23 protein-coding genes are annotated in these 21089 nt (G+C 37.4%); 17 read left to right on the forward strand and 6 right to left on the reverse strand.

What is annotated here, in order from left to right:
* Positions 1–11: 11 nt before the first annotated feature.
* Positions 12–1076, reverse strand: coding sequence for an oxidoreductase (locus RCG17_RS14690; protein ID WP_308170939.1), 1065 nt, complete (start codon positions 1074–1076; stop codon positions 12–14).
* Entirely contained in the window at positions 1063–1851 is a 789-nt protein-coding gene (locus tag RCG17_RS14695; protein WP_308170940.1) for a DeoR/GlpR family DNA-binding transcription regulator, read from the reverse strand. The genes RCG17_RS14690 and RCG17_RS14695 overlap by 14 nt, the downstream gene beginning before the upstream one ends.
* A gap of 315 nt (positions 1852–2166) precedes the next feature.
* On the opposite strand from RCG17_RS14695, the gene RCG17_RS14700 reads away from it, so the two are divergent.
* Positions 2167–2358 (forward strand): winged helix-turn-helix transcriptional regulator, encoded by a 192-nt coding sequence (locus RCG17_RS14700; RefSeq protein ID WP_374120824.1) that lies wholly within the window; start codon positions 2167–2169, stop codon positions 2356–2358.
* A 333-nt stretch (positions 2359–2691) separates the two neighbouring features.
* On the opposite strand, the gene RCG17_RS14705 is transcribed toward RCG17_RS14700, so the two are convergent.
* Positions 2692–3021, reverse strand: coding sequence for a tyrosine-type recombinase/integrase (locus tag RCG17_RS14705; RefSeq protein ID WP_308175852.1), 330 nt, complete (start codon positions 3019–3021; stop codon positions 2692–2694).
* A 139-nt stretch (positions 3022–3160) separates the two neighbouring features.
* On the opposite strand from RCG17_RS14705, the gene RCG17_RS14710 reads away from it, so the two are divergent.
* The 6 genes from RCG17_RS14710 to arsA all read left to right on the forward strand — a co-directional run bounded on the left by RCG17_RS14710 (position 3161) and on the right by arsA (position 9590).
* Entirely contained in the window at positions 3161–4375 is a 1215-nt protein-coding gene (locus RCG17_RS14710) for a bacteriohemerythrin (RefSeq protein WP_308170941.1), read from the forward strand.
* Between the two features lie 1101 nt (positions 4376–5476).
* Positions 5477–5824: an ArsR/SmtB family transcription factor gene (locus RCG17_RS14715; RefSeq protein WP_308170942.1), complete on the forward strand. Its 348-nt coding sequence runs from the start codon at positions 5477–5479 to the stop codon at positions 5822–5824.
* Between the two features lie 14 nt (positions 5825–5838).
* Positions 5839–6894 carry an ACR3 family arsenite efflux transporter gene (arsB, locus tag RCG17_RS14720; protein WP_308170943.1) on the forward strand — a complete coding sequence of 352 codons (1056 nt, stop codon included), beginning with the start codon at positions 5839–5841 and terminating at the stop codon, positions 6892–6894.
* Between the two features lie 26 nt (positions 6895–6920).
* Positions 6921–7343 carry an arsenate reductase (thioredoxin) gene (gene arsC / locus RCG17_RS14725; RefSeq protein WP_308170944.1) on the forward strand — a complete coding sequence of 141 codons (423 nt, stop codon included), beginning with the start codon at positions 6921–6923 and terminating at the stop codon, positions 7341–7343.
* Between the two features lie 95 nt (positions 7344–7438).
* Entirely contained in the window at positions 7439–7801 is a 363-nt protein-coding gene (gene arsD, locus RCG17_RS14730) for an arsenite efflux transporter metallochaperone ArsD (protein WP_308170945.1), read from the forward strand.
* Between the two features lie 16 nt (positions 7802–7817).
* The gene (arsA, locus tag RCG17_RS14735) at positions 7818–9590 is read left to right on the forward strand and encodes an arsenical pump-driving ATPase (RefSeq protein ID WP_308170946.1); all 1773 of its coding nucleotides are present in this window, start codon (positions 7818–7820) and stop codon (positions 9588–9590) included.
* Positions 9591–9670: 80 nt separating this feature from the next.
* On the opposite strand, the gene RCG17_RS14740 is transcribed toward arsA, so the two are convergent.
* A complete protein-coding gene (locus RCG17_RS14740) occupies positions 9671–10093 on the reverse strand; it encodes a VOC family protein (protein ID WP_374120825.1) in 423 nt (140 codons plus the stop codon).
* Positions 10094–10166: 73 nt separating this feature from the next.
* Positions 10167–10613 carry a MarR family winged helix-turn-helix transcriptional regulator gene (locus tag RCG17_RS14745; protein ID WP_308170947.1) on the reverse strand — a complete coding sequence of 149 codons (447 nt, stop codon included), beginning with the start codon at positions 10611–10613 and terminating at the stop codon, positions 10167–10169.
* Between the two features lie 65 nt (positions 10614–10678).
* Here RCG17_RS14745 and RCG17_RS14750 point away from each other — a divergent pair, with 65 nt between their 5' ends.
* Both RCG17_RS14750 and RCG17_RS14755 read left to right on the forward strand, forming a co-directional pair.
* The gene (locus tag RCG17_RS14750) at positions 10679–11245 is read left to right on the forward strand and encodes an arsinothricin resistance N-acetyltransferase ArsN1 family A (protein WP_308170948.1); all 567 of its coding nucleotides are present in this window, start codon (positions 10679–10681) and stop codon (positions 11243–11245) included.
* 36 nt (positions 11246–11281) lie between these two features.
* Positions 11282–12346 carry an HpaII family restriction endonuclease gene (locus RCG17_RS14755; RefSeq protein ID WP_308170949.1) on the forward strand — a complete coding sequence of 355 codons (1065 nt, stop codon included), beginning with the start codon at positions 11282–11284 and terminating at the stop codon, positions 12344–12346.
* 243 nt (positions 12347–12589) lie between these two features.
* On the opposite strand, the gene RCG17_RS14760 is transcribed toward RCG17_RS14755, so the two are convergent.
* Positions 12590–13294 (reverse strand): DUF421 domain-containing protein, encoded by a 705-nt coding sequence (locus RCG17_RS14760; protein WP_308170950.1) that lies wholly within the window; start codon positions 13292–13294, stop codon positions 12590–12592.
* Positions 13295–13695: 401 nt separating this feature from the next.
* Between RCG17_RS14760 and RCG17_RS14765 the strand changes: the two genes are divergently transcribed.
* The 8 genes from RCG17_RS14765 (at position 13696) to RCG17_RS14800 (ending at position 21016) form a co-directional block, all read left to right on the forward strand.
* Entirely contained in the window at positions 13696–13845 is a 150-nt protein-coding gene (locus RCG17_RS14765) for a DUF3934 family protein (protein ID WP_308170951.1), read from the forward strand.
* Positions 13846–14010: 165 nt separating this feature from the next.
* A complete protein-coding gene (locus tag RCG17_RS14770) occupies positions 14011–14220 on the forward strand; it encodes a hypothetical protein (protein WP_308170952.1) in 210 nt (69 codons plus the stop codon).
* A gap of 289 nt (positions 14221–14509) precedes the next feature.
* Positions 14510–14710, forward strand: coding sequence for a cold-shock protein (locus RCG17_RS14775; RefSeq protein WP_028401851.1), 201 nt, complete (start codon positions 14510–14512; stop codon positions 14708–14710).
* Between the two features lie 461 nt (positions 14711–15171).
* Complete coding sequence (locus RCG17_RS14780) at positions 15172–16761, forward strand: NAD(P)/FAD-dependent oxidoreductase (protein WP_308170953.1); 1590 nt, start codon at positions 15172–15174, stop codon at positions 16759–16761.
* A 417-nt stretch (positions 16762–17178) separates the two neighbouring features.
* A complete protein-coding gene (locus RCG17_RS14785) occupies positions 17179–17811 on the forward strand; it encodes a fumarylacetoacetate hydrolase family protein (protein WP_308170954.1) in 633 nt (210 codons plus the stop codon).
* 475 nt (positions 17812–18286) lie between these two features.
* Positions 18287–19210: an alpha/beta hydrolase gene (locus tag RCG17_RS14790; protein WP_308170955.1), complete on the forward strand. Its 924-nt coding sequence runs from the start codon at positions 18287–18289 to the stop codon at positions 19208–19210.
* 60 nt (positions 19211–19270) lie between these two features.
* Entirely contained in the window at positions 19271–20068 is a 798-nt protein-coding gene (locus tag RCG17_RS14795) for a nitrilase-related carbon-nitrogen hydrolase (protein WP_308170956.1), read from the forward strand.
* Positions 20069–20128: 60 nt separating this feature from the next.
* Entirely contained in the window at positions 20129–21016 is an 888-nt protein-coding gene (locus RCG17_RS14800; protein WP_308170957.1) for a carbon-nitrogen hydrolase family protein, read from the forward strand.
* The last annotated feature ends 73 nt before the right edge of the window (positions 21017–21089 follow it).

Consider the following 21089-nt stretch of genomic DNA (forward strand, 5'->3'; position numbering starts at 1 on the left):
TCATTCTGTTTTCAAGCGTTTTGATCAAGATGGGGTAACAAATATATTGCTTGCTTTTCTGTACTGCTTTTAAGGGCAGCCTCAATGACTTTAATAACTAATAATCCTTCATGTGCGGTAACAGGAGCACTTTTTCCTTCAAGTATGCTTTCAGCAATTTTTTTATAGTAGGTTATATAAGAGCCACGTAATGTTTCGATTGTTTCCTGCTTCTCTTTTTCCCCATCTATAGTAACAAGCTTACCGTAAAATTGTGGATCATCTGCTCCCCATGAGTGATTAACAGGCTTTTTTCCTTCCTTAAGCGCAGCTTCCTGTCCATCAAGCCCGTACTTAATAAAGCTTCCTTTGCTTCCGTGAATTTGAAAACGTGGTCCATTACTCGGAATGATTGAACCAGAATGTAAAATGACTCTCAGCTTATCGTATCCTAGAATTACATGGAAATAATCATCCGTTTCTGCATTCTCTCTTTGCGCAAAAATATCTGCTAATATGAATTGTGGCCAGCCAAATAAATCTAAGGCTTGATCAATTAGATGCGAACCTAAATCATATAATATGCCAGATCCAGGACCTTGCTTTTCTCTCCATCTATCTCTTACAACTGGCCTGAAACGATCATAATGGACCTGATAGGTATTAATTTCACCTAGTACGCCATCATTCACAAGCTTCTTAACCGTCAGATAGTCATTATCCCATCTTCTGTTATGATAAACACTTAAAAGCAGCTTTTTTTCTTCTGCAATCTTAATGAGGTCCTCTGCCTCCCATGTTTCTACCACCATTGGCTTTTCCAAGATCACATGTTTTCCAGCCATTAAACTTTGTTTGGCCATTTCGTGATGCATACCGCTCGGTGTGGAAATAACCACCAAATCAATCATTACATCCTCAAGAACCTCTTCTAGGTTACTTACTACTTCCACGTCCCCCAAATCCTGTTGAACTTTTTCCTTTTTAGAACTAACAACTTTCGTAATTTCAAATTCTTCTAAAACACTTAGCAAGGGTGCGTGAAATGTAGCACCTGAAAAGCCATACCCAACTAAACCAACCTTAATTTTCCTCATTCTTTTTCCTCTCGCTTTCTTCATCTTCTGTAACGATTAAATGAATATTATTTTCTATTATTTTTTCCTTTACAGCATCGTCCGGATTTTTATCTGTAACGATCACATCAACGTCCGTAATAGTACAAACCCTGTGTAGAAACTCCTTTTCAAACTTAGTATGATCGGCCAGCAGTATAACTTGTCGTGCACAGTTGATCATTTTTTTCTTTAAGTATGCCTCTTCCTCGTCGGGAGAAGTTATGCCTTCGGAACTGATTCCACAAGCACCAAGAAATAGTTGGTCAACGTTGTAGTCGCTCAGTGTCTCCATTGTTTTTGGACCTGTTAGATTTCTGTTTTTTCTATTGAATTTTTCGGGTAGTACAAAGGTTTGAATATCTGTATACTCGCTTAATAATTCAACTATATCTATGGAGTTTGTAACTACATTCACTTGTTTGTTTCCCATGAATTTAGCCATAAGAGCGCAAGTGGAAGATGTATCCATCAACAAATCATAATGATCCTGGATAAGTGATGACGCAATCTGTGCAATTCGTTCTTTACCTGCTGTTGCAATTCGTTCTTTGTAATCGATTAAATTGCGATTGGATGATGGAAGTGTCGCTCCTCCCTTAATTCTTATAATTTCCCCTCGTTCTTCGAGTTTTATGAGATCTCTTCTTGCGGTATCCTTTGAAACACTAAGTGTTTCACATATTTCTTCTAACGTAATACTTTTATGAGAAGACAAATACGTTTTTATCAATGTTAGCCGTTGTTCTTGATACATTGCTTAAAGCTCCTTTATCAATCCTGCAACTAAAATGGAAATCTTGAAACCAATTATATAAGGTTAATATCAATAAATCCACAAAAAACTTAAGGAAAATAATCATTTTAAGTTTTTTGAGTTTCTAAAGAAAAGACAAGTGAAATATCTCAAAAGTATCTTGGATAGTTATATGGTTAATAGTGAAAGCCACCTATAAAGGTGACTTTCTCTTATTAAAATTATGGTAGGTAGGGGCACGTTTTATATTTCATTTGGTAAGTTTATTAAGAAATTTCATTAGAAATCAAATTTGTCAGGATCTGGACCGACTCGATGATTCTGATTCAAGCTATCTATTCGTTTGAAATTCCCCCAAAAGTGGAATATGAGCTCAGTGAATATGGATGGAGTTTGAAAAGTATTTTGGATTCTTTATGTGCCTGGGGAGAAAAACATATTACAAAAGTATATGGTGATAAATTTGCAGTTTTGGAAGATAATGTTTTAAATGAACGTCCAAAGTAATCTTATCCTTTGGTAAACCTTATTTCGATTCGTAACGGGGACCTTACCAAGGAAAGGAACTGCAGCACCGATGAATCTCTTGGAATATGGGGAGCGAAATGTCAGAAAAGTAGTTAATGGAACTGGGGATGCCCTCCTCGACACTTTCTTACGAGAGTCTACGGTTTGATGAGGGGGAGCAGGAGAAGGAATTGCCCTCTTGTCTGGCTCAGTAAGGTGGAATACCCTGAACCCCGAGGGCAAGAAGGCATCATCTAATTCCTGTTTTCTACTCTACAATTATGGATGGTGTTGAGCATCATTTAGAATTAAGAAATGTTTGATAAAAAAATGCTAACATTTTGCTATCATAGAGGCCTTTTTCTTTATTTCTTTTGTCACATGACGATAGATGATCCGTGTTGTATTGTCATCAGTGTGCCCAAGCCTTTCCATAATATCTTCTAACACAACTTCTGCTTCTGCTAGCAATGACGTGTGCATGTGTCTAAGTGAGTGAGGGGTTAGAGCTTCATTTAATCCCGCTAATTTCAGCAAGCGTGCCATTCTATTTTCGACCGTCTTAATTAAGATGGGGTAACCCGGATGTCTCAATTGGAGAAGCATAAACAGACTGAGGTATTTAACGATTTTAAAAAATATGCAATGCAGTACAAACATCATATCTTTTAGGATGTTTTCTTTATACAATAGACCTGTATCCCTTTTTCAGAATGGCATCAAAGGGAAGATGGACAGTGCTTTGAACAAACAAGAACAATGGATTGAACGACAAAGTCGTCATGAGAGAGGCTGATAACCTATGAGAGTAAAAAGTTTAGACAGTTTGATAGAATCGGGCGATACTTATTTACGTTTGTTAAATGGATATGAAACGTCTACTTTATTGGTTAGTAATTTGACCCGTTTTGTCTACGTAAGGGATGAATTTGGATTGGGAATCCGAGAAGGAGACACGGTGAAAGAGGGGAGTGCCACCCATACAGCTATAGCCTCCCAACAACCCTATGTTTCTTCGTTCGATAAGGATTCCACCAAGTATAAGAAAGGGTATTGGGCATCGAGTGTTCCTGTCTTTAATCACGAGAACGAATTGATTGGAGCCTTGACGTGGATTCACCAGAATGAAAATAATCTAATGCGAAAAACAGGACGAGAATTGTATTCACTTTCTGAGGAACTAGCGTCTACGAGTGAGCAATTTGTTACCAACGCTTCCAGCTTGAATACCGACAGCCAAAAGTCGTATCAACAGATTTTGCAGTTAAATCAACAAATTGCAGAGATTGGGAAAGTGACAGAAATTATCACTGAAATATCTAGTCAATCGAATTTGTTGGGCTTGAATGCGGCCATCGAAGCGGCCAGAGTGGGGGATGCAGGAAGAGGTTTTGCCATTGTTGCAGAAGAAGTACGAAAACTTGCAGATAAGAGCAAAGGGAGTGCAAAATCCATTAAGGACACGGTAAATCAAATTACGAAAACCATGAGTGGGGTCTTACAGACCATGCAATCCGAAAGTAAAGCATCTGAAGCCCAAGCGGGGGAAGCCCAAGAACTATCAGCGATGGCGATTCACTTGTCGAAGTTAGCCCAATCCTTAATTGAAGACGAAAACTATGGGAATGATAAAATTATGGAATGGGATAATAGTAAGTTCAGTGTCCATGATAGAACCATTGACTCCCAACATAAAACCTTAGTGGACTTAGTTAACCAGTTGTATAGTGGAGTAAAAAACCAGAAGTCGAAGGCAGTATTAAAAACTACCATTGAAGAGCTCGTAAAATACACCGTCACTCATTTCAGCCACGAAGAACAACATATGCGGAAAATTGTTTCGGAAGCGGAGTATAAAGCACATAAGGCACAGCATGAAGCGTTCGTGGATAAGGTATCCAAATTCCAAAAAGCATTCTTAGCAGGAGAAACCGATGTTCCGTTTGAAGTGATAGATTTTTTGAAAGATTGGTTAATTAGACACATTATGATTACAGATAAAAAATATGCAAGGTAGAGAAATAACATTCACAATTTGGGTTATCTTCTCTCATAATCTTTTTAGAATATTGAAATAAGAAAAAACTAGATTTAGGTAAATACTGCTACATCTGTATTTATCTGCGATTCTTACCAATAAATATTTTGAAAAATTTTGTTCCTACTGTGAGTCACTTGCTCATATTTTGCTAACGCAATGAAGTAAAAACAGTAAATTTCCGTTAAAGATGTTACAGTTAGAAAATGTAAATACCTTGATATATCGCACTTTCAAGACATAACATGTAAGATATTACACCCTCTCACCTGGGCGGCATGGTGTAATAACGTCCCTCAACCCTTGAAATAACTGGGTTTTTGAGTAAGGTGAGAGTGAAATGCTAACGTTTCGCTATCATAGAGGATTTAAAAAAAGGCTTCTCTCTAGTTGACCAAACTTGTGAGAAGCCTTTTTCTTTATTTCTTTGGTCACATGACGATAGATGATCCGTGTGCCCGAGCCTTTCCATTCCATAATATCTTCTAATTCAACCTCCGCTTCTTCCAGAAATGAAATGTGAGTAATACAAATCTGAAATAGTTCCTAATGTACAATTTTGCAAATTGCTTCGTGACCCATTTGATCTTATTTTTTCGTAACAGTTTTCTTATAATAAAAGTTGGAAAATAATTCTTTAACATAGTATGAAGCTGGTACAAATCCGGGTGCTCCGTTCCCATTTCCTCGGTAATTCAATACATCGCATCCATTCCATGAATCCCAAATATTAATTACCTTCCTTGAAACTTAAAATTCCACAGGTTTTCTTTTCTACTTTAGATGCTTGCAACACAATTATGTTTAAAAATTTTACCAAAGCTGTAATACTAGGGGAAAATCGGGAGGGAAAAGTTAACCCCAATACTTTGATAGGTTAAATTTACCTCCCCAGATTGATACGTGAGAACCGTCCCGATGTTGATGTTTCCCCAATGTTTCCTGTTGATACGTGAGAACCCTCCTGATGTTTCCCTTGAATTGTTTATATAAGTGATTTATTATATAAGCGGATGTTTATATAAAAGATAAATAAGGAAATAGTTATTTGCTTATACTTCTAAAGGAGGAGGTGTTGATTTGTTAGAATCAAAGGTTGACTTGGATAAGGCTGCTAACATTTTAAAATTATTAGGTGATAAAACACGATTAACCATCGTTGGGATATTAAAACAACGAGAGTGTTGTGTATGTGAATTTCTCGAAGTATTTGATACGAGTCAACCATCAATCAGCCAGCATCTACGTAAGTTAAAGGATGCAGGGATGGTTAAGGAAGAACGACGGGGTCAGTGGATTTATTATTCCCTGAATCAACAAAGTGAGATTTATGGACTTATACAAGATATTTTGGAACACGTCCCCGACCAGACAGACAAAATCAAAATGATTGATAAAAACAACCCAACCCTTCGGTGTGGTTGTTAAGGGGGAGTAAGAAGATGAGCAATTCAGAAAAAAAACGTTTATCGTTCCTGGATCGGTACCTGACACTTTGGATTTTTCTAGCTATGGCAGTTGGAATAGCATTAGGATTTGTCTTTCCAGGGTTCGCCAACGGAATGAACAAATTTCAAGTAGGAACAACATCTATTCCACTTGCAATAGGCTTAATCTTAATGATGTATCCACCTCTTGCAAAAGTTCGTTATGAAGAGATTGGTCGAGTATTTAAAGATGTAAAGGTACTTGCTTTATCGCTAGTTCAAAACTGGATTATTGGACCTATTCTTATGTTTTTATTGGCCATTATCTTTTTACCAGATAAACCGGAGTACATGATCGGTCTAATTATGATTGGTCTTGCTCGTTGTATCGCAATGGTTATTGTATGGAATGACCTTGCTAAAGGAGATACCGAATATGCTGCAGGACTTGTAGCGTTCAATGCTATTTTCCAAGTAATATTCTTTTCTGTATATGCTTACGTGTTTGTAACCATCGTACCAGGGTGGTTCGGAATTCATGGAGCAGTCGTCAATATTACAATGGCAGAAGTAGCAAAATCCGTTTTCATCTATTTGGGCATACCATTTATAGCAGGTATGATAACGCGCTTTATAATGGTAAAGGCAAAGGGCAGACAGTGGTATGAAAAAGTGTTTGTACCAAAGATTAGCCCTATTACTTTAATTGCACTCTTATTTACAATCATTTTCATGTTCTCTTTAAAAGGAAACATGATTGTAAGTTTACCGCTGGATGTCGTTCGTATCGCCATCCCGTTATTGGTCTACTTTGTACTTATGTTCTTTGTTTCCTTTTTCATGGGAAAAAAAATCGGTGCAGGATACGCTGTTACCACAACCCTTTCTTTTACAGCTGGTAGCAATAACTTTGAACTTGCGATTGCGGTTGCAGTTGGGGTATTTGGGATCCATTCTGGTGCAGCCTTTGCAGCGGTAATAGGACCACTTGTAGAGGTGCCTGTGATGATTGGGTTGGTTAACGTAGCATTTTGGTTAAAACGAAAATACTTTAAAGAAAATGTAGCCTAAAAATAATAGTAAAGGTGGAACTCAACATGGAAAACAAAAAGAAAATTTACTTCTTATGTACAGGAAACTCTTGCCGTAGCCAAATGGCTGAAGGATGGGCAAAAAAATATTTAGGTGACAAGTGGGAAGTAAGAAGCGCTGGTATTGAAAAACACGGTTTGAACCCGAACGCTGTTAAAGCGATGAAAGAAACTGAAATTGATATTTCAAACCATACATCAGATCTTATCGACCCTGAGTATTTAAACAGCGCAGATTTAGTCGTCACATTGTGCGGAGACGCAGCTGACAAGTGCCCGGTTACACCACCAAGCGTAAAACGGGTACATTGGGGATTTGACGACCCGGCAAAAGCTCAAGGAACTGATGAAGAAAAATGGGCGTTCTTCCAACGCGTTCGTGATGAAATCGGGGATCGCATTAAGCTTTTTGCTGAAACTGGTGAGTAAAAGTTAAAAAGCCAAGATGATTACTCTTGGCTTTGCCTTTATCACTAGTATAAGTAATTACTTATATTTCTTATTTCCTTTAGGAGGGTGTTTCAATGAGTAAAGTAGAAATTTTTGATCCAGCGTTATGTTGTTCTACGGGAGTTTGTGGACCAAGTATTGACCCAGAACTTGTAAGAGTAGCGACAGCCATCTTTTTATTAGAGAAAAAAGGATGCGATATTAAACGATATAACCTTGGAATTGAACCAGCAGTTTTTGTAGAGAACCAAGATGTAAACAAAGTTCTAAATGAAAAGGGACCAAATTCGCTTCCTGTAACATTAGTTGATGGCAAAATAGTTAAAATCGAAACCTACCCAACGAACGAAGAATTTGCAAATTGGTTTGGCGTGAACGCTGAGGAACTTATCACAAAACCTGCAACACACAAAATTGATCTTAATCCATTGAAATAAGAAAGAAGTGAAAACCATGTTTCAATCTTTCGATACGAAACGGATCGTGAACACAAAATTTTTATTTTTCACAGGAAAAGGCGGGGTAGGGAAAACATCCACTGCCTGCGCTACAGCTGTTACTTTAGCCGGTGAAGGAAAAAAGGTGTTATTGGTCAGCACCGATCCTGCCTCTAACTTACAGGATGTATTGGAAGTTGAGCTATCAAATACGCCGGTAGAGATTCCAAATGTCCCAAATCTATATGCTTGTAATCTTGACCCGGAAGAAGCGGCAAGGGCTTACCGAGATCGAGTGATTGGACCTTATCGTGGCATGCTTCCTGATAGTATAGTAGGAACTATAGAAGAACAATTATCCGGTGCTTGTACTGTTGAAATTGCAGCATTTGATGAATTTACAAACTTACTGGCAAATACTGCTGTTGTTGACGCATATGAACATATCATTTTTGATACAGCTCCTACCGGTCATACCCTTCGGCTTCTTCAATTGCCGACTGCCTGGAGTGGATTCTTAGAGGAAAGCACACATGGTGCTTCTTGCCTTGGTCCTCTTTCCGGGTTATCTGAAAAAAAACAGATATATTCATTAACAATGGATGCACTTTCCGACCGCACAAAAACAACATTAATCCTTGTAGCAAGACCTGATGAATCATCTTTATTTGAAGCGAATCGGGCTTCAAAGGAGTTAAAAGAAATCGGCATTTCGAACCAAATATTAATTGTTAACGGATTAATGCAATCGTATTTACCAGAAGATAAAATATCGTCATCTTTTTATCAACGACAACGGAATGCCCTTAAACAAATACCTGACGATTTAAAACAAGTGGGCACTTATTCATTACCATTTGTTTCGTATTCCTTAACAGGTGTTAAAAACCTTCGGTATTTATTTAAACAATATACAATGCCTGCGACACAATCGTATGTTGAAACGCAAACCATATCATTACCAGGTTTAAATGAAATGATTGAAGACTTTTCTGCTAACAATACAAGAGTGATTTTTACGATGGGCAAAGGTGGGGTCGGCAAGACAACAATGGCTTCAGCTATTGCTGTTGGATTAGTCGAAAAAGGACATAAAGTTCATTTAACCACAACAGACCCTGCAGCACATTTGGAATTTGTTTTTCAAACTGGTGAGTTGAATGAGAATTTAACCATCAGCCGTATCGATCCGAAAGCAGAAGTTGAGGCTTATAAAAAAGAAGTGCTATCAAAAGTCAGCAATGAACTGGATGATGAAGCATTAGCCTATATCAAGGAAGATTTAAATTCTCCATGCACAGAGGAAATTGCGGTATTTCGCGCATTTGCGGAAGTAGTAGCAAGAGCAAAAGATGAATTCGTTGTGATTGATACTGCCCCAACCGGACACACCTTACTGCTTTTAGATGCTGCGCAGTCCTATCATAAAGAATTGACTCGCTCAACGGGAGAAGTTCCTGAAAGTGTAAAAATGCTACTTCCTCGATTAAGAAATCCAAAGGAGACAAGCGTGGTCATTGTAACATTGGGTGAAGCAACTCCTGTGTTGGAAGCTAGTCGACTACAGGATGATTTAAAGCGTGCTGACATTTTTCCTAAATGGTGGATCATAAACCAGAGTCTTTATGCTACGGAAACAAAGGATCCTATTTTAAAAGGAAGAGCACAAGCTGAAGAAGAATGGATACAAAAGGTATCTACAGAATTGGCAGATAAATGTGCAATTGTTCCTTTAATGGGTGAAGTGAATAAGGGATATGGGCAATTAAAAAAATTTATCATGGTCTGATTGGAAGAAAACAATTAAAAAGGTGGACTATTTTACTAAGCTATCAGGGACTACAATGAATTTATAATAGACCATATTTATTATGGTAGATAAGCAAAAAGGGTCTCAAAAGCTGGAGACCCTTTTTGAATATGAATATTAAGAACAGCAGTTGTTGGTATTCGTTGATTGAGAAATTCCGGTAGGAAGGCAGCAAGATGTTGCATTGGTACTCTTCTCCTCAACATCCTCTTAGTGTAGAAAAACTCCCATTCGTTTCCATCAGGATCATGAACCCAGAATTTGTCTCGGAGGGCGTAACAGCATGTAGTGTTTATTTCGTCCAATTGGGAAAGGATGCCGTTTTCAGCAAGTCTCTGCTTGTGGGCGATCACCTCTTCTGTGCTTTCAACTTGAAAACCAAAATGCCCAACTTGATTTCCACTTGCGTTTCTTGCATTCTTTTCTGTTTCCTCCTGGTGATGTTTCATGGTTTGATACACTGCATACTCGTTAAAGAACATAGTGGATTATCTCCTTTAAATATTTGCATATTGCAAGTATTATTCTTTATTAAAAGAGCAAGATTATTCTTGCTCAAATTAAAGGTTTACAACAAACAGATGATTTTGACATTGCATCGTTGAGAAGCTTGATCGAGTTAATTACCATATCTTTTTCAAAATCACTCATATGTGAAAATACTTCATTAAGATATTGGTTCATTTGTGCATCAATTGAAGCTGCAATAAAGTTCCCTTGTGTCGTTAAGGATAGTACAGAAACACGTCTATCATCAGGAAGTGGGGACTTTTTCACCAGTTCCAACTTAATTAACGTTTGTATCTGCCTGCTAAAAGTGGTTATATCCATCCCCAGTGCATCAGCGACCTGTTGCATCGATGGTCGATCTTTACGAAGGATTTCATAAAGGATATGGCTTTGAACAAGGGATATATCCGTACCACCGATTTGACAGCAATTTTTATTCAAAAGACCGAATCGTCTTGTCATGATTTGGAACAACTCTCGAAAGTCTTCCATATTTTCCACCTCTGATTTATTTATATACTAATTATTTGCAATCTGCAACTAAATCCCTTTGTAAAATGGAAAATTCTTTATATAATGGGTGTAAGCCTGATAGAACTGGGGGGATTAATCTGAAAACAGAGTTTAAAACAAGGAGTGCTTCGACCGATGATTTGGAGTCGATTTTAAACATCTATAACCAAGGAATTGAAGACAGGATTGCAACGTTGGAGGAAGATGAGAAAGATATTGGATATATGACAGACTGGTTTAACAACCATAACGGACGTTTTGCAGTTATGGTAGTCGAGAATAGCGATGAAATTGTTGGATGGGCATCATTAAATCCATATTCCAATCGGTGCGCATATGCCGGAGTGGCTGATTTATCAATTTATATAAGGCGGGATCATCGAGGAAAAGGAGTTGGCTCGTTATTACTAAAAGAAATCGAACGAACTGCAGTCAAGAATCAATTTAATAAAATTGTTCTTTTTACGTTCCCTTTTAATACATTAGGGCAGGGTCTTTACAGAAAAAATGGGTATAGGGAAGTCGGAGTTTTCAAGAATCAAGGAAAATTAGAAGGTCGCTTTGTTGACGTAATGATCATGGAAAAGGTTTTTGAAGATTTCCTTACTTAAATGAAATATCTATCATAGGAATACGGGGGTGCTTTAATGGCTCATAGATATAATAAAGGTGAATGGTCAGAATTATACGCTTTCCTTTTTTCGTTGGCTAATGGAGAAATGTACGGTGCTGATGAAAATCTCGATAAAGACCCAAATATAAAGTACGATATCATTTCAGCTTTCCAAAGTGACAACGAATATTTACGAAGTATGCCAACTTCAAACGTTGATTTTGTTATTGGAGGAGTGACGTATACAGTTCCATTCAGTGATTTTAAGTTTGAAGCTGATAAATTATTTCAAGGAATAAAAAATGGTAGCGGTCGAACTTTTGAAATACCTGATATCGAGCCTTTTATTAAACGTCTGAAAATTCATTCTCTAAAAGCAGGAAGTAGATTAAAGGGAGATTTAGTTATCAAAGTTCATGATGCTATGACTTCAACAAATCCTATATTAAGTTTTAGTGTAAAATCGTATATTGGTGGTCGAGCTACTTTACTAAATGCTTCAGGAGGAACTAATATCACCTATAGCGTGTTAACGCCAACTGCTCCATTAACTAGTAGTGATATAGATGAAATAAACAATATCGGGGGTAGTTCAAAAATTAAGGATAGAATCGCTAAAATCTATCAAAAAGGTGCTGAACTCAAATTTGAAAGTATTTCCTCGGATACGTTTACTAAAAATCTTCAAATGATAGATTACCGTATGCCAGAATTATTATCACTTCTTTTTGAAGAATCTTATTTTGTTAGAGGGAAAAAGATACCTGATGTTGTAGATTCATTCATAAGAAAAACTGGTGAAGACAAAGAAATCATTGAATATAAAGTAAAACAGTTATTAATAGCTTGCGCTTTAGGAATGGTTCCCCAAACACCGTGGCATGGATTAGACGAAGCTACTGGGGGATATATCGTAGTTAAAGATGATGCTGACGTTTTGTGTTACCACATCTATGACCGAAATAAGCTGAGTAAATACTTATATACGCACACTGCATTTGATACTCCAAGTAGTTCAAGATATGGTATTGGAGAAATTATAGTTGACCCTTTAACAAGTGAACTTAAGTTTGTATTAAACCTCCAAATACGATTTTAAGGATTAGCAATTAACAGGAAGTAATGCAACAGAATGCCAACATTTTGCTCTCATAGAAGATTTTTTATGAAGACTTCTCATAAGTTGAGCAAACTTGTGAGAAGCCTTTTTCTTTATTTCTTTTGTCACAGGACGATAAAGGATCCGTGTTGTATCGTATTCCTTGTATCCGAGCCCTACCATAATATCTTCAGCACAGCCTCAGCTTCTGCCAACAATGAAGTGTGCGTGTGTCTTAGAGAATTATTTATATAGGAATACTTGCAAATTGTTCTTCTTATCAATGGTTGCAAGTAAAACTTGATTTACTACAGTTTGGTGAGACTCTTTCAAGCTTTTAATTAGCCAGCTTTCCTCCATTTTAATTTGGTCGAGCTCATGATAATTAATCTTTCCATCTGAAATGATAACTTTGGGCAGCTCAAAAGGTTCCGGCATAACCTGGTAAGTTTCTGGAGTTAAGGGCTGATATTTAGGATCTAAAAAGATGGAAATGGTGCCATCGGTTTCCCATAATGCCAAAGCTACTTTTCTTACATCCTCTACTTTTTCCTTTCGAAGTTCCGACAATAAATAATCGATTGATATCCTAGCCTTTTTTAGAGCGCTATAACTAATTTCTCCTTTGTTAATCAAAGGCACTGGTTCTGAATCAAGGACTTTTCTTAACCCCCTCCATTTTTGGGTAAGGAAAATACCTACTACATACAAAAACGCTAAAACGATGGTTGAAATAATCGACCCTTTCATTCCTATCGTTTGATCTGATAATGGATGGGCAATTATATTTCCTAACATAAAGGCTATTACAAAGTCAATTGCCCTTAATTGAGATATAGTCCTAAGCCCCATTACTCTTACGGTTATCAGCATAATGAAAAAAGCCACTACTGCTCTTAAAACCCAATCCATTGTCGATATTGTTTCATGGGCTTGGAAGAAATTCATCAAAGAACACCTCTAAATACCATAAGCTTTTATATTATTTTGTCTATAAATTAGGAGTTTATTATCCATTGCTTGTTTCCAATCATTCGTTGATCTAAAAAGAAAGAGACTCAATGAGAACGTACTTTTGCTCAATCGAAAATCAAACTTAAACTCAAAAGAATGGGGTTTATCTTTTAACTATTTTTTGTTACATGCTACGAGTGTGATTCTATTTTGTTAAACAACTATCTGGGGAATAATAAAAAAGGAAATTCCATGTAGTCGATAATAGTGTATTGTTTCTACTCTATGGGACTGGTATGATTTTATTTATTGCAATCGATTGGTTAATAACCGTGTAAAATGACTAAAACTAAACAGATAGGTTACTCAACCGAGAATAATATTGGGGTGATTATATGAGTAAAGCTAAGAGTAAAGGCGGAACGGGTAGAGGAACAGGCAAGAAGGGATGGAATCGTTGGCAAGCTAGTGCCAAAAAATTTAAGAGCGCCAAACCATATGTAAGCAAAGGTACAAAAAAAGCGGATGCTGAAAATGACAACTAACAATAGTTATAGTGATATATCCGAAATATAGTGAATGCTGAATCCATACAATGATTTAATTGATGTTATAATGATAAGAAACTTAGGGTAATTGCGACTTTTGCTCATAATTGAACGGATGCCAAGAAGCCTCCGCCAAGCAATAAAATATCGAGGTGTAAGAGAATGAATAAACGATGGACAATCGGTAAAATTAAAGAATTTGTTGAGAAAAATTCGGAAAGTACGTTGCTAACGACGGAATATCAAGGTTTTTCTCAAAAGTTACTATTTAAATGTTCATGTGGTAGCAATTTTGAAAAAACATTTACAAAATTTAAAAATAATCACCAACGTAAATGTGACGTGTGCCAACCGCCAAAAGTGTCACGCTAAAAGGTGTAGCGAATAAACGAAATACCGATTTCTACTTTAATAGGAGAAATTTGATGGATGATGAGTTAGTGAAAGAAGTTACTTCTATTCGCTATTAGAGTCAATTCATGAGTTATATAAATGGCAGCTTGTATATTCTCTTGCAAATACTTGTGAAAAATGTTATTCTAATTAAGAATTATTTTTGTTCGGTGTAAAGGATAGTATTAGTAAAACTTTTCGTCTTGATGATCACTGAGAGCAAGGATAGTAACACAATGTGTGTTTTTCACACTAGGAGGCAACAAAAATGGAAAATGGTAAAGTAAAATGGTTTAACAGCGAAAAAGGCTTCGGATTCATCGAGCGTGAAGGTGGAGAAGACGTATTCGTTCATTTCTCAGCTATTCAAGGCGAAGGTTTCAAATCTTTAGAAGAAGGCCAAGCTGTGACTTTCGATGTTGAGCAAGGTCAACGTGGAGCTCAAGCAGCTAACGTTCGTAAAGCTTAATAACAAAACCAAACTCAAGCAGACTCTTTATAGAGTCTGTTTTTTATTTATCTTTAAAGCAAGGAACCCCACTCACGAATGAGTAGGGCACATGTAAACAGGTAAATCAAATGGTAAACAAAGTGTATCACATAATCGCAAATTCTCCTAATTACATTGAAATAAACAATTTTAAGTCATTTTTGTAGAGAGTGGCTAAAAACGTTATTCTTTTCACGCTCATCTTACTTAAAAACCCAGTCATATCAAGGGGGGAGGGGCGGATTGAAGGCTTCTCATGAGTTAACTAAACCTGTGAGAAGTCTTTTTCTTTATTTCTTTTGACATAGAAGCATCTTGACCGATTGTTTTGGAGTAATCATAATTAGAACGTCTGAGAACAATTTTTGCTAACGCAAATAAATCACGGATACGGATATGTCTGAATTTGTTATGAAAATAAATTTAGGATGGAATTTAACATGTTAAGAATAAGTAATATTAAGCTTCGTGCTGATTTTGAACCAAGTAAGGAAAATGAACTTTTAGCTCAGAAAGTCCAGAAACTATTAAGGGTCAAGCAAGATAAAATATTGTCTTTTAAGATTTCTAAGAAGTCGATTGACGCAAGGGAAAAACATAATATCCTCTTGGTTTATTCTGTTGATGTTGAAATTGAAAGTGAGAAATCATTTTTAGGAATAAAAAATGTTTCTTCCATTGAACCAATAGAATATGTGACCAAGAAAACCAAAAAAACCACCCGTCCTGTTGTAGTAGGCAGTGGACCTGCTGGACTTTTCTGTGCCCTGGTTTTAGCAGAAAGTGGTTTAAACCCAATTGTTGTTGAACAGGGAATGGACGTTGATCAAAGAAAAATGGCTGTTGAAAAGTTTTGGAAATACGGTGTTCTTGAAACGAATAGTAATGTCCAATTTGGTGAAGGTGGAGCAGGAACATTTTCAGATGGTAAATTAACAACAGGCATAAAAAATACTAGAATTCCCAAAGTATTAAAGGAATTCGTAGCAGCTGGTGCACCAAAGGAGATTGCTTATTTATCAAAGCCCCATATTGGAACTGACATTTTGATAACGGTTGTTAGAAATATACGAAAAAAAATAGAACGACTAGGCGGGGAAGTACGTTTCAAAACGAAAATGCAGGAGCTTATGATCGAAAATGGTAAAGTTAGAGGCGTGCTGCTAGAAAGACAAGGGAAAACAGAGGCAATGGAAACCGATGCTGTGGTATTAGCGATCGGGCATAGTGCTCGAGATACTTTTTATATGTTAAAGGATTTAGGTGTAGACATGATACCGAAGCCTTTTGCTGTAGGTGTGCGCATTGAACATCACCAAAAAGACATCGATTTACAGCAATTCGGCAGTTTTGCAAATAATCCTCTGCTTGGTGCATCTGACTATAAGTTGAATGCACATCTTCTTAATGGACGAGGTGTTTTCACGTTTTGTATGTGCCCTGGAGGTCATGTTGTAGCTGCCGCATCAGAAAAAAATTCTGTAGTTACAAATGGAATGAGCTATAGCGCAAGAAGCGGTGAAAATGCTAACAGTGCATTGCTTGTTTCTGTCACACCAAATGACTTTAATGGAGATGTTTTGGCGGCTGTAGAGTTTCAAAGAAAACTTGAGCGAAAAGCATTTGAACTTGGAGGCAGAAATTATTTTGCACCAGTCCAATTGGTCGGCGATTTCTTAGAAAATAAGGGTAGTAAACAACTTGGCGATATTATCCCAACATATACCCCGGGTGTAACCCCAACGGATTTAAGGGAATGTCTTGATGAGTTTATCGTTGAAAGTTTAAAAGACGGGCTGCGAGTAATGGATAAGAAACTTGCGGGCTTTATTAAACATGATGCCGTTTTATCAGCTGTAGAAAGTCGAAGTTCATCACCAGTTACAATTAAGCGAAATCCTCTGACATTTGAGTCGAACATCAAAGGGTTATACCCTTGTGGTGAAGGTGCAGGTTATGCTGGAGGGATCACGTCCAGTGCTGTTGACGGCATAAAATGTGCAGAAGCGTTAATAGAGATTGAGGCTTAGTTTTTAATACACATAAAGAGTAGGAAAGAATTAAAAAAAGCTTTCTCCAAATGCATGATGCTGTTAGGCGCTGGTATTTGGGATTTTGGGCTTCACCCTGAGTAAGATTTAGCTAAGGCTCTAACTGAAAAGGGAATTGACCACGCTTATCTAGAGGTTCCTGGTGCACATGACTGGAAAGTTTGGCAGTTGTTATATGCAGCTTTTGTAAACGTACATCTGTGGAAGGCTGATAAAGATAAAGTGAAAGCTGAATAAGATATAACTAATTTTAATCAAACGTTTGATTGAATTATCCGTAATTTCATCTGATAATATAAAGAAAAGGTCTTTCATCAGTTAACTTAAACTAATGAAAGGCCTTTTCTTTCCATGTCATATCGTACTGTCTAACTGTTAAGTGAAAGGGGTTTACTAATGGAAACGATTCGAAATATCTACTGTGTAGGCAGAAATTATGCATCACATGCAAAAGAGTTGAAAAATGATATTCCAACCTCGCCTTTTTTGTTCTCTAAGCCGACGCACGCTTTGGTAGAGGCAGGCGGACAAGAGATTAATTTGCCAGGTGACCGTGGGGATATTCACTATGAAGTGGAATTAGTTATACATATCGCTAAGTCTTATGAAAAGGGAATGAAAGTTGACGAACTCGTTGATTGTATGGCTCTGGGGATTGATTTTACACTACGGGATGTACAAAGCGAGTTGAAGAAAAAGGGATATCCTTGGCTGCTTGCAAAAGGCTTTCCAAACTCTGCAATATTGTCCCAATTCATTGAGTTCCCTGGTATAGAAAATTGTAAGCAATTCGATTTTGCTCTTTGGAAGAATGGTGAGCAAGTGCAGCGAGGGAATATTCAAAATATGATTTTCGACTTACAGACCATAATTGATTTTAGCGCATTACATTTTGGTCTTGGGAAAGGAGATATCATTTTTACAGGAACGCCTGAGGGGGTTGGGCCTGCTGCAGAGGGTGATCATTTTGCCCTCAAATGGGGAGAAAATACACTTGGAGAGTTTTCTGTTTCATTTAAAAATAATTAAATTAAAGCTGCCAAAATAAACTTAGGATAGAATTTAACATGTATTATTGCAGGCTTCTCATTAGTTGGCCAACTTTTGAGAAGCCTCTTTCTTTAAAAGATAAGTATAAAATTTTATTACTCCACAGTCCTTGATTCTTGAAATTCCACTTTTTTTCTTTTCTACTTTAGCTCCCCACACCTCAATCATGTTTAAAAATTTTAACAAAGCTTTAATACCAGGATGAAAACTAGAAGAAAAAAGTTAGCCCCAATATTTTAATAGAAAGAGATTCCCTTCCCGAATATTTCAATAATATAAAGTTTGTCAATAAATTGATTAATCATGTAAAAAAATATTTACAAATATTCAGAAAACTACTCATCGTTTTGGCTTCTTTGACCATAAAAAGGATATTTCATTTATTTTTTTAGGTTGGCACACAACTTGCAATAACTTAAGTGTATTCATTATTTAATTAAGTGGAGGGAAAAACATGATAGAACGTCAGATTTCTTTTTATAGTGAAGGATTTAAATTAGAGGGGACTATTTATCTTCCGGATGACTACAAGCAAGGTGAAAAACGCCCTGCGATTATTCCGAATTCAGGATATAACGGATTCAATGAATTTTATCCAAAATTGTTTGCAAGGAATTTAACGGCTGCCGGTTATGTATGCTTAGGCTTCGATTACCGCAGCTTTGCTAATAGTGAAGGTGAAGAAGGAAGAGTTATTCTCGACGAGCAAGTCGAAGATATTCAAAACGCCATTACATTCCTATCCCTTCAGGAGGAAGTAGATCCTGACAGAATTGGAATCCTTGGCTGGGGAATGGGTGCTTCCAATGTTGTTCGTGTGGCAGCAAAAGACAAGCGCGTGAAAGCTGTAGCAGCACTAAACGGGTTCTATAACGGAGAAAGATGGTTGCGTTCCATTCATTCCTATGTAGAATGGAATGAAATCTTGAAAATGGTAGAAGAAGATCGAAAACAGCGTGTTTTAACTGGAAAGTCACAGCTTGCGGATCCTTTTATCCATTACCCACTTGATCCAGCTACTGCTGATTATGTAGATAAAGAGTTGGCTATTCTGGCACCATTTGGACGTCAAACTGTTCTTCAGTTTACAGATTCGATTATTGGTTTAGACGCTGAAAAGGCAGCACAAGATGTAAAGGTACCGCTCTTTATCGCACATGGAAAAGATAATTTATTGCATCCGGTTGATGAGGCATATGGTTTATATGAAGCAGCAAATGAACCAAAACAGCTCTTTATTATCGATGGTAAACACAATGACTTTATGTATCATGAACACGAAGTCTTTCAAGATTTGATTTCCAGAGTGAAGAACTTTTTTAACATTAATGTTGCCGGAAAGGTAGAAACTGCGAAACTGGCACAATTACAATCTTAAAAATGAGCGAAAACAGATGGCGTAAATTGCCATCTGTTTTTTCGAAAGGAGGATTCTTCTGTGCATATTCGTAAGCCATTTAAAGCAGCCGTTATCGAATTTAATCCATGCTTAAACAATTTGGATATAAATATATCTAATTTACTGGATGAGGTAACGGAGGCAGCAGAGTGCGGAGCAAAGTTAATCGTTACCCCTGAAATGGCAACAACGGGCTATCATTATGAAAATCGCCAGGCGATTGAGCCCTATGTTGATACGATTCCTGGAAAAACAACGAAAGCTTTTGAAAGTGTGGCAAGGGAGTATAGTACATATATTGTCATTGGCATGGCAGAAGTAGATGAAGAAGATGGCCTTTTCTATAATTCCGCGGCTTTAATTGGCCCAAATGGCTATATAGGGAAATACCGTAAAATCCATCAGTGGGCAGCCGAAGATTCGTGGGCAAGCTGGGGGGATATGGGTGTCCCTGTATATAAAACGGAGATTGGCAATATCGCCATGATTATTTGTATGGATGCTACCTATTTTGAATCTGCAAGGATGGCTGCCATAAACGGTGCTGATATTCTATGTTTTCCAACAAACTCCACTGGCGGAACTCTTTCTATGCTTCAGGCTTGGGCGGAGATGAATGGACTATATGTACTGGGGGCGAACCGCTCGAATACTGAAATTGGCTATCACATGGTTGGGGCAAGCACTATATGGTCGCCAAAGGGGAAAAAGCTTGCAGAAACTCCTTATTCGGATGAGAAAAATGAAAGAGCTCAAGCAACGATTTTATATGCAAATGTAGATCCTCTGGAATTTAGGAATTCCTCCAAAAAAAGGCTTACCCAGAGAAGGCCGTAACTTTATCGTGACCTCTTGCTATATTCAGGTCCATGGGACATACCAAATCATGAAGTTGAAATGGGAAAAAAACAATGTGCGGCTCTATTGCAATATATACCGCAGGTTGGGGAGAAAATTGCAAATCTGAACAAAATAAGAAGTCTGGTTTCAGCTGCAGTTGTAAAGGCAAGGGATGGAGGAAGTTTGCTTTCACTAGCCGTTTGTCCAGAGCTTTCCCTTACAGGTCCTGTTCATTCTCTTAATATTGAAATGATTCATCGGCTTGGTGAAGCTGATGATGGTGAAACAATGTGTGAAATGAAAAAACTGGCACAGATGTATCATACTCATCTGGTATTCGGCATGATCGAAAAGGATCAACATCTCTTTTATAACACCATTTACGCAGTTGCACCTAATGGTGATATTGTTGGTAAAACCCGAAAAATGCACTTAACAACCGTTGATGAACGCTGGGCAGCTCCAGGTAAAGAGATAGTAACAGCTGAATTAAAAGGCATCGGTACAGCAGGTTTAATGGTTGGATACGATGCGGCATATCCGGAAATGGCGGGGGTATTAGCCGTAAAAAGGGTCGATTTTATTATTATACCGTCTTGCTGGTATGGAGAATTTGGAGAAACGATGGCACTTCATACGAAAATGATGGAAAATAAGTTCCCTGCCAATACCATGACCACCTGGGATGCCATCGCAAGATTCTCACAAGCCCAAACGCTTATCGCCAACTTTACAGGCACAAGCCTTGGCTGCATGGGAGGAAGCGCATTATATACTCTTGACCCAATTTATGGAGGGGAAAGTCCTATTGTGGCATCGCCTGATGAGGAAGAAGCTCTTGTTGTTCCACTTAACAATTCCCCCAAAGACTGGTGGTTCGATCAGCAAAAACTTCTATTATCCCGGAGAATACAATTTTATAAACCACTTGTTAAAAATATGTAAAAATTTAGAATTGTCATTTTTTAAAGGATTCTGCGGCTTTTTGGCAAATATATAATAGTAGTAAAACATCTAT

It is taken from the genome of Neobacillus sp. PS3-12, assembly GCF_030915385.1.
Classification (GTDB): domain Bacteria; phylum Bacillota; class Bacilli; order Bacillales; family Cytobacillaceae; genus JAEVLT01.

What these genes read in the sequence shown, in the direction of transcription:
- RCG17_RS14690 (WP_308170939.1), bottom strand. Translation starts at nt 1,076, where the DNA reads ATGAGGAAAATTAAGGTTGGTTTAGTTGGGTATGGCTTTTCAGGTGCT.
- RCG17_RS14695 (WP_308170940.1), bottom strand. Translation starts at nt 1,851, where the DNA reads ATGTATCAAGAACAACGGCTAACATTGATAAAAACGTATTTGTCTTCT.
- RCG17_RS14700 (WP_374120824.1), top strand. Translation starts at nt 2,167, where the DNA reads ATGATTCTGATTCAAGCTATCTATTCGTTTGAAATTCCCCCAAAAGTG.
- RCG17_RS14705 (WP_308175852.1), bottom strand. Translation starts at nt 3,021, where the DNA reads ATGATGTTTGTACTGCATTGCATATTTTTTAAAATCGTTAAATACCTC.
- RCG17_RS14710 (WP_308170941.1), top strand. Translation starts at nt 3,161, where the DNA reads ATGAGAGTAAAAAGTTTAGACAGTTTGATAGAATCGGGCGATACTTAT.
- arsB (WP_308170943.1), top strand. Translation starts at nt 5,839, where the DNA reads ATGAGCAATTCAGAAAAAAAACGTTTATCGTTCCTGGATCGGTACCTG.
- arsC (WP_308170944.1), top strand. Translation starts at nt 6,921, where the DNA reads ATGGAAAACAAAAAGAAAATTTACTTCTTATGTACAGGAAACTCTTGC.
- arsD (WP_308170945.1), top strand. Translation starts at nt 7,439, where the DNA reads ATGAGTAAAGTAGAAATTTTTGATCCAGCGTTATGTTGTTCTACGGGA.
- arsA (WP_308170946.1), top strand. Translation starts at nt 7,818, where the DNA reads ATGTTTCAATCTTTCGATACGAAACGGATCGTGAACACAAAATTTTTA.
- RCG17_RS14740 (WP_374120825.1), bottom strand. Translation starts at nt 10,093, where the DNA reads ATGTTCTTTAACGAGTATGCAGTGTATCAAACCATGAAACATCACCAG.
- RCG17_RS14745 (WP_308170947.1), bottom strand. Translation starts at nt 10,613, where the DNA reads ATGGAAGACTTTCGAGAGTTGTTCCAAATCATGACAAGACGATTCGGT.
- RCG17_RS14750 (WP_308170948.1), top strand. Translation starts at nt 10,679, where the DNA reads ATGGAAAATTCTTTATATAATGGGTGTAAGCCTGATAGAACTGGGGGG.
- RCG17_RS14755 (WP_308170949.1), top strand. Translation starts at nt 11,282, where the DNA reads ATGGCTCATAGATATAATAAAGGTGAATGGTCAGAATTATACGCTTTC.
- RCG17_RS14760 (WP_308170950.1), bottom strand. Translation starts at nt 13,294, where the DNA reads ATGAATTTCTTCCAAGCCCATGAAACAATATCGACAATGGATTGGGTT.
- RCG17_RS14765 (WP_308170951.1), top strand. Translation starts at nt 13,696, where the DNA reads ATGAGTAAAGCTAAGAGTAAAGGCGGAACGGGTAGAGGAACAGGCAAG.
- RCG17_RS14770 (WP_308170952.1), top strand. Translation starts at nt 14,011, where the DNA reads ATGAATAAACGATGGACAATCGGTAAAATTAAAGAATTTGTTGAGAAA.
- RCG17_RS14775 (WP_028401851.1), top strand. Translation starts at nt 14,510, where the DNA reads ATGGAAAATGGTAAAGTAAAATGGTTTAACAGCGAAAAAGGCTTCGGA.
- RCG17_RS14780 (WP_308170953.1), top strand. Translation starts at nt 15,172, where the DNA reads ATGTTAAGAATAAGTAATATTAAGCTTCGTGCTGATTTTGAACCAAGT.
- RCG17_RS14785 (WP_308170954.1), top strand. Translation starts at nt 17,179, where the DNA reads ATGGAAACGATTCGAAATATCTACTGTGTAGGCAGAAATTATGCATCA.
- RCG17_RS14790 (WP_308170955.1), top strand. Translation starts at nt 18,287, where the DNA reads ATGATAGAACGTCAGATTTCTTTTTATAGTGAAGGATTTAAATTAGAG.
- RCG17_RS14800 (WP_308170957.1), top strand. Translation starts at nt 20,129, where the DNA reads ATGGGAAAAAAACAATGTGCGGCTCTATTGCAATATATACCGCAGGTT.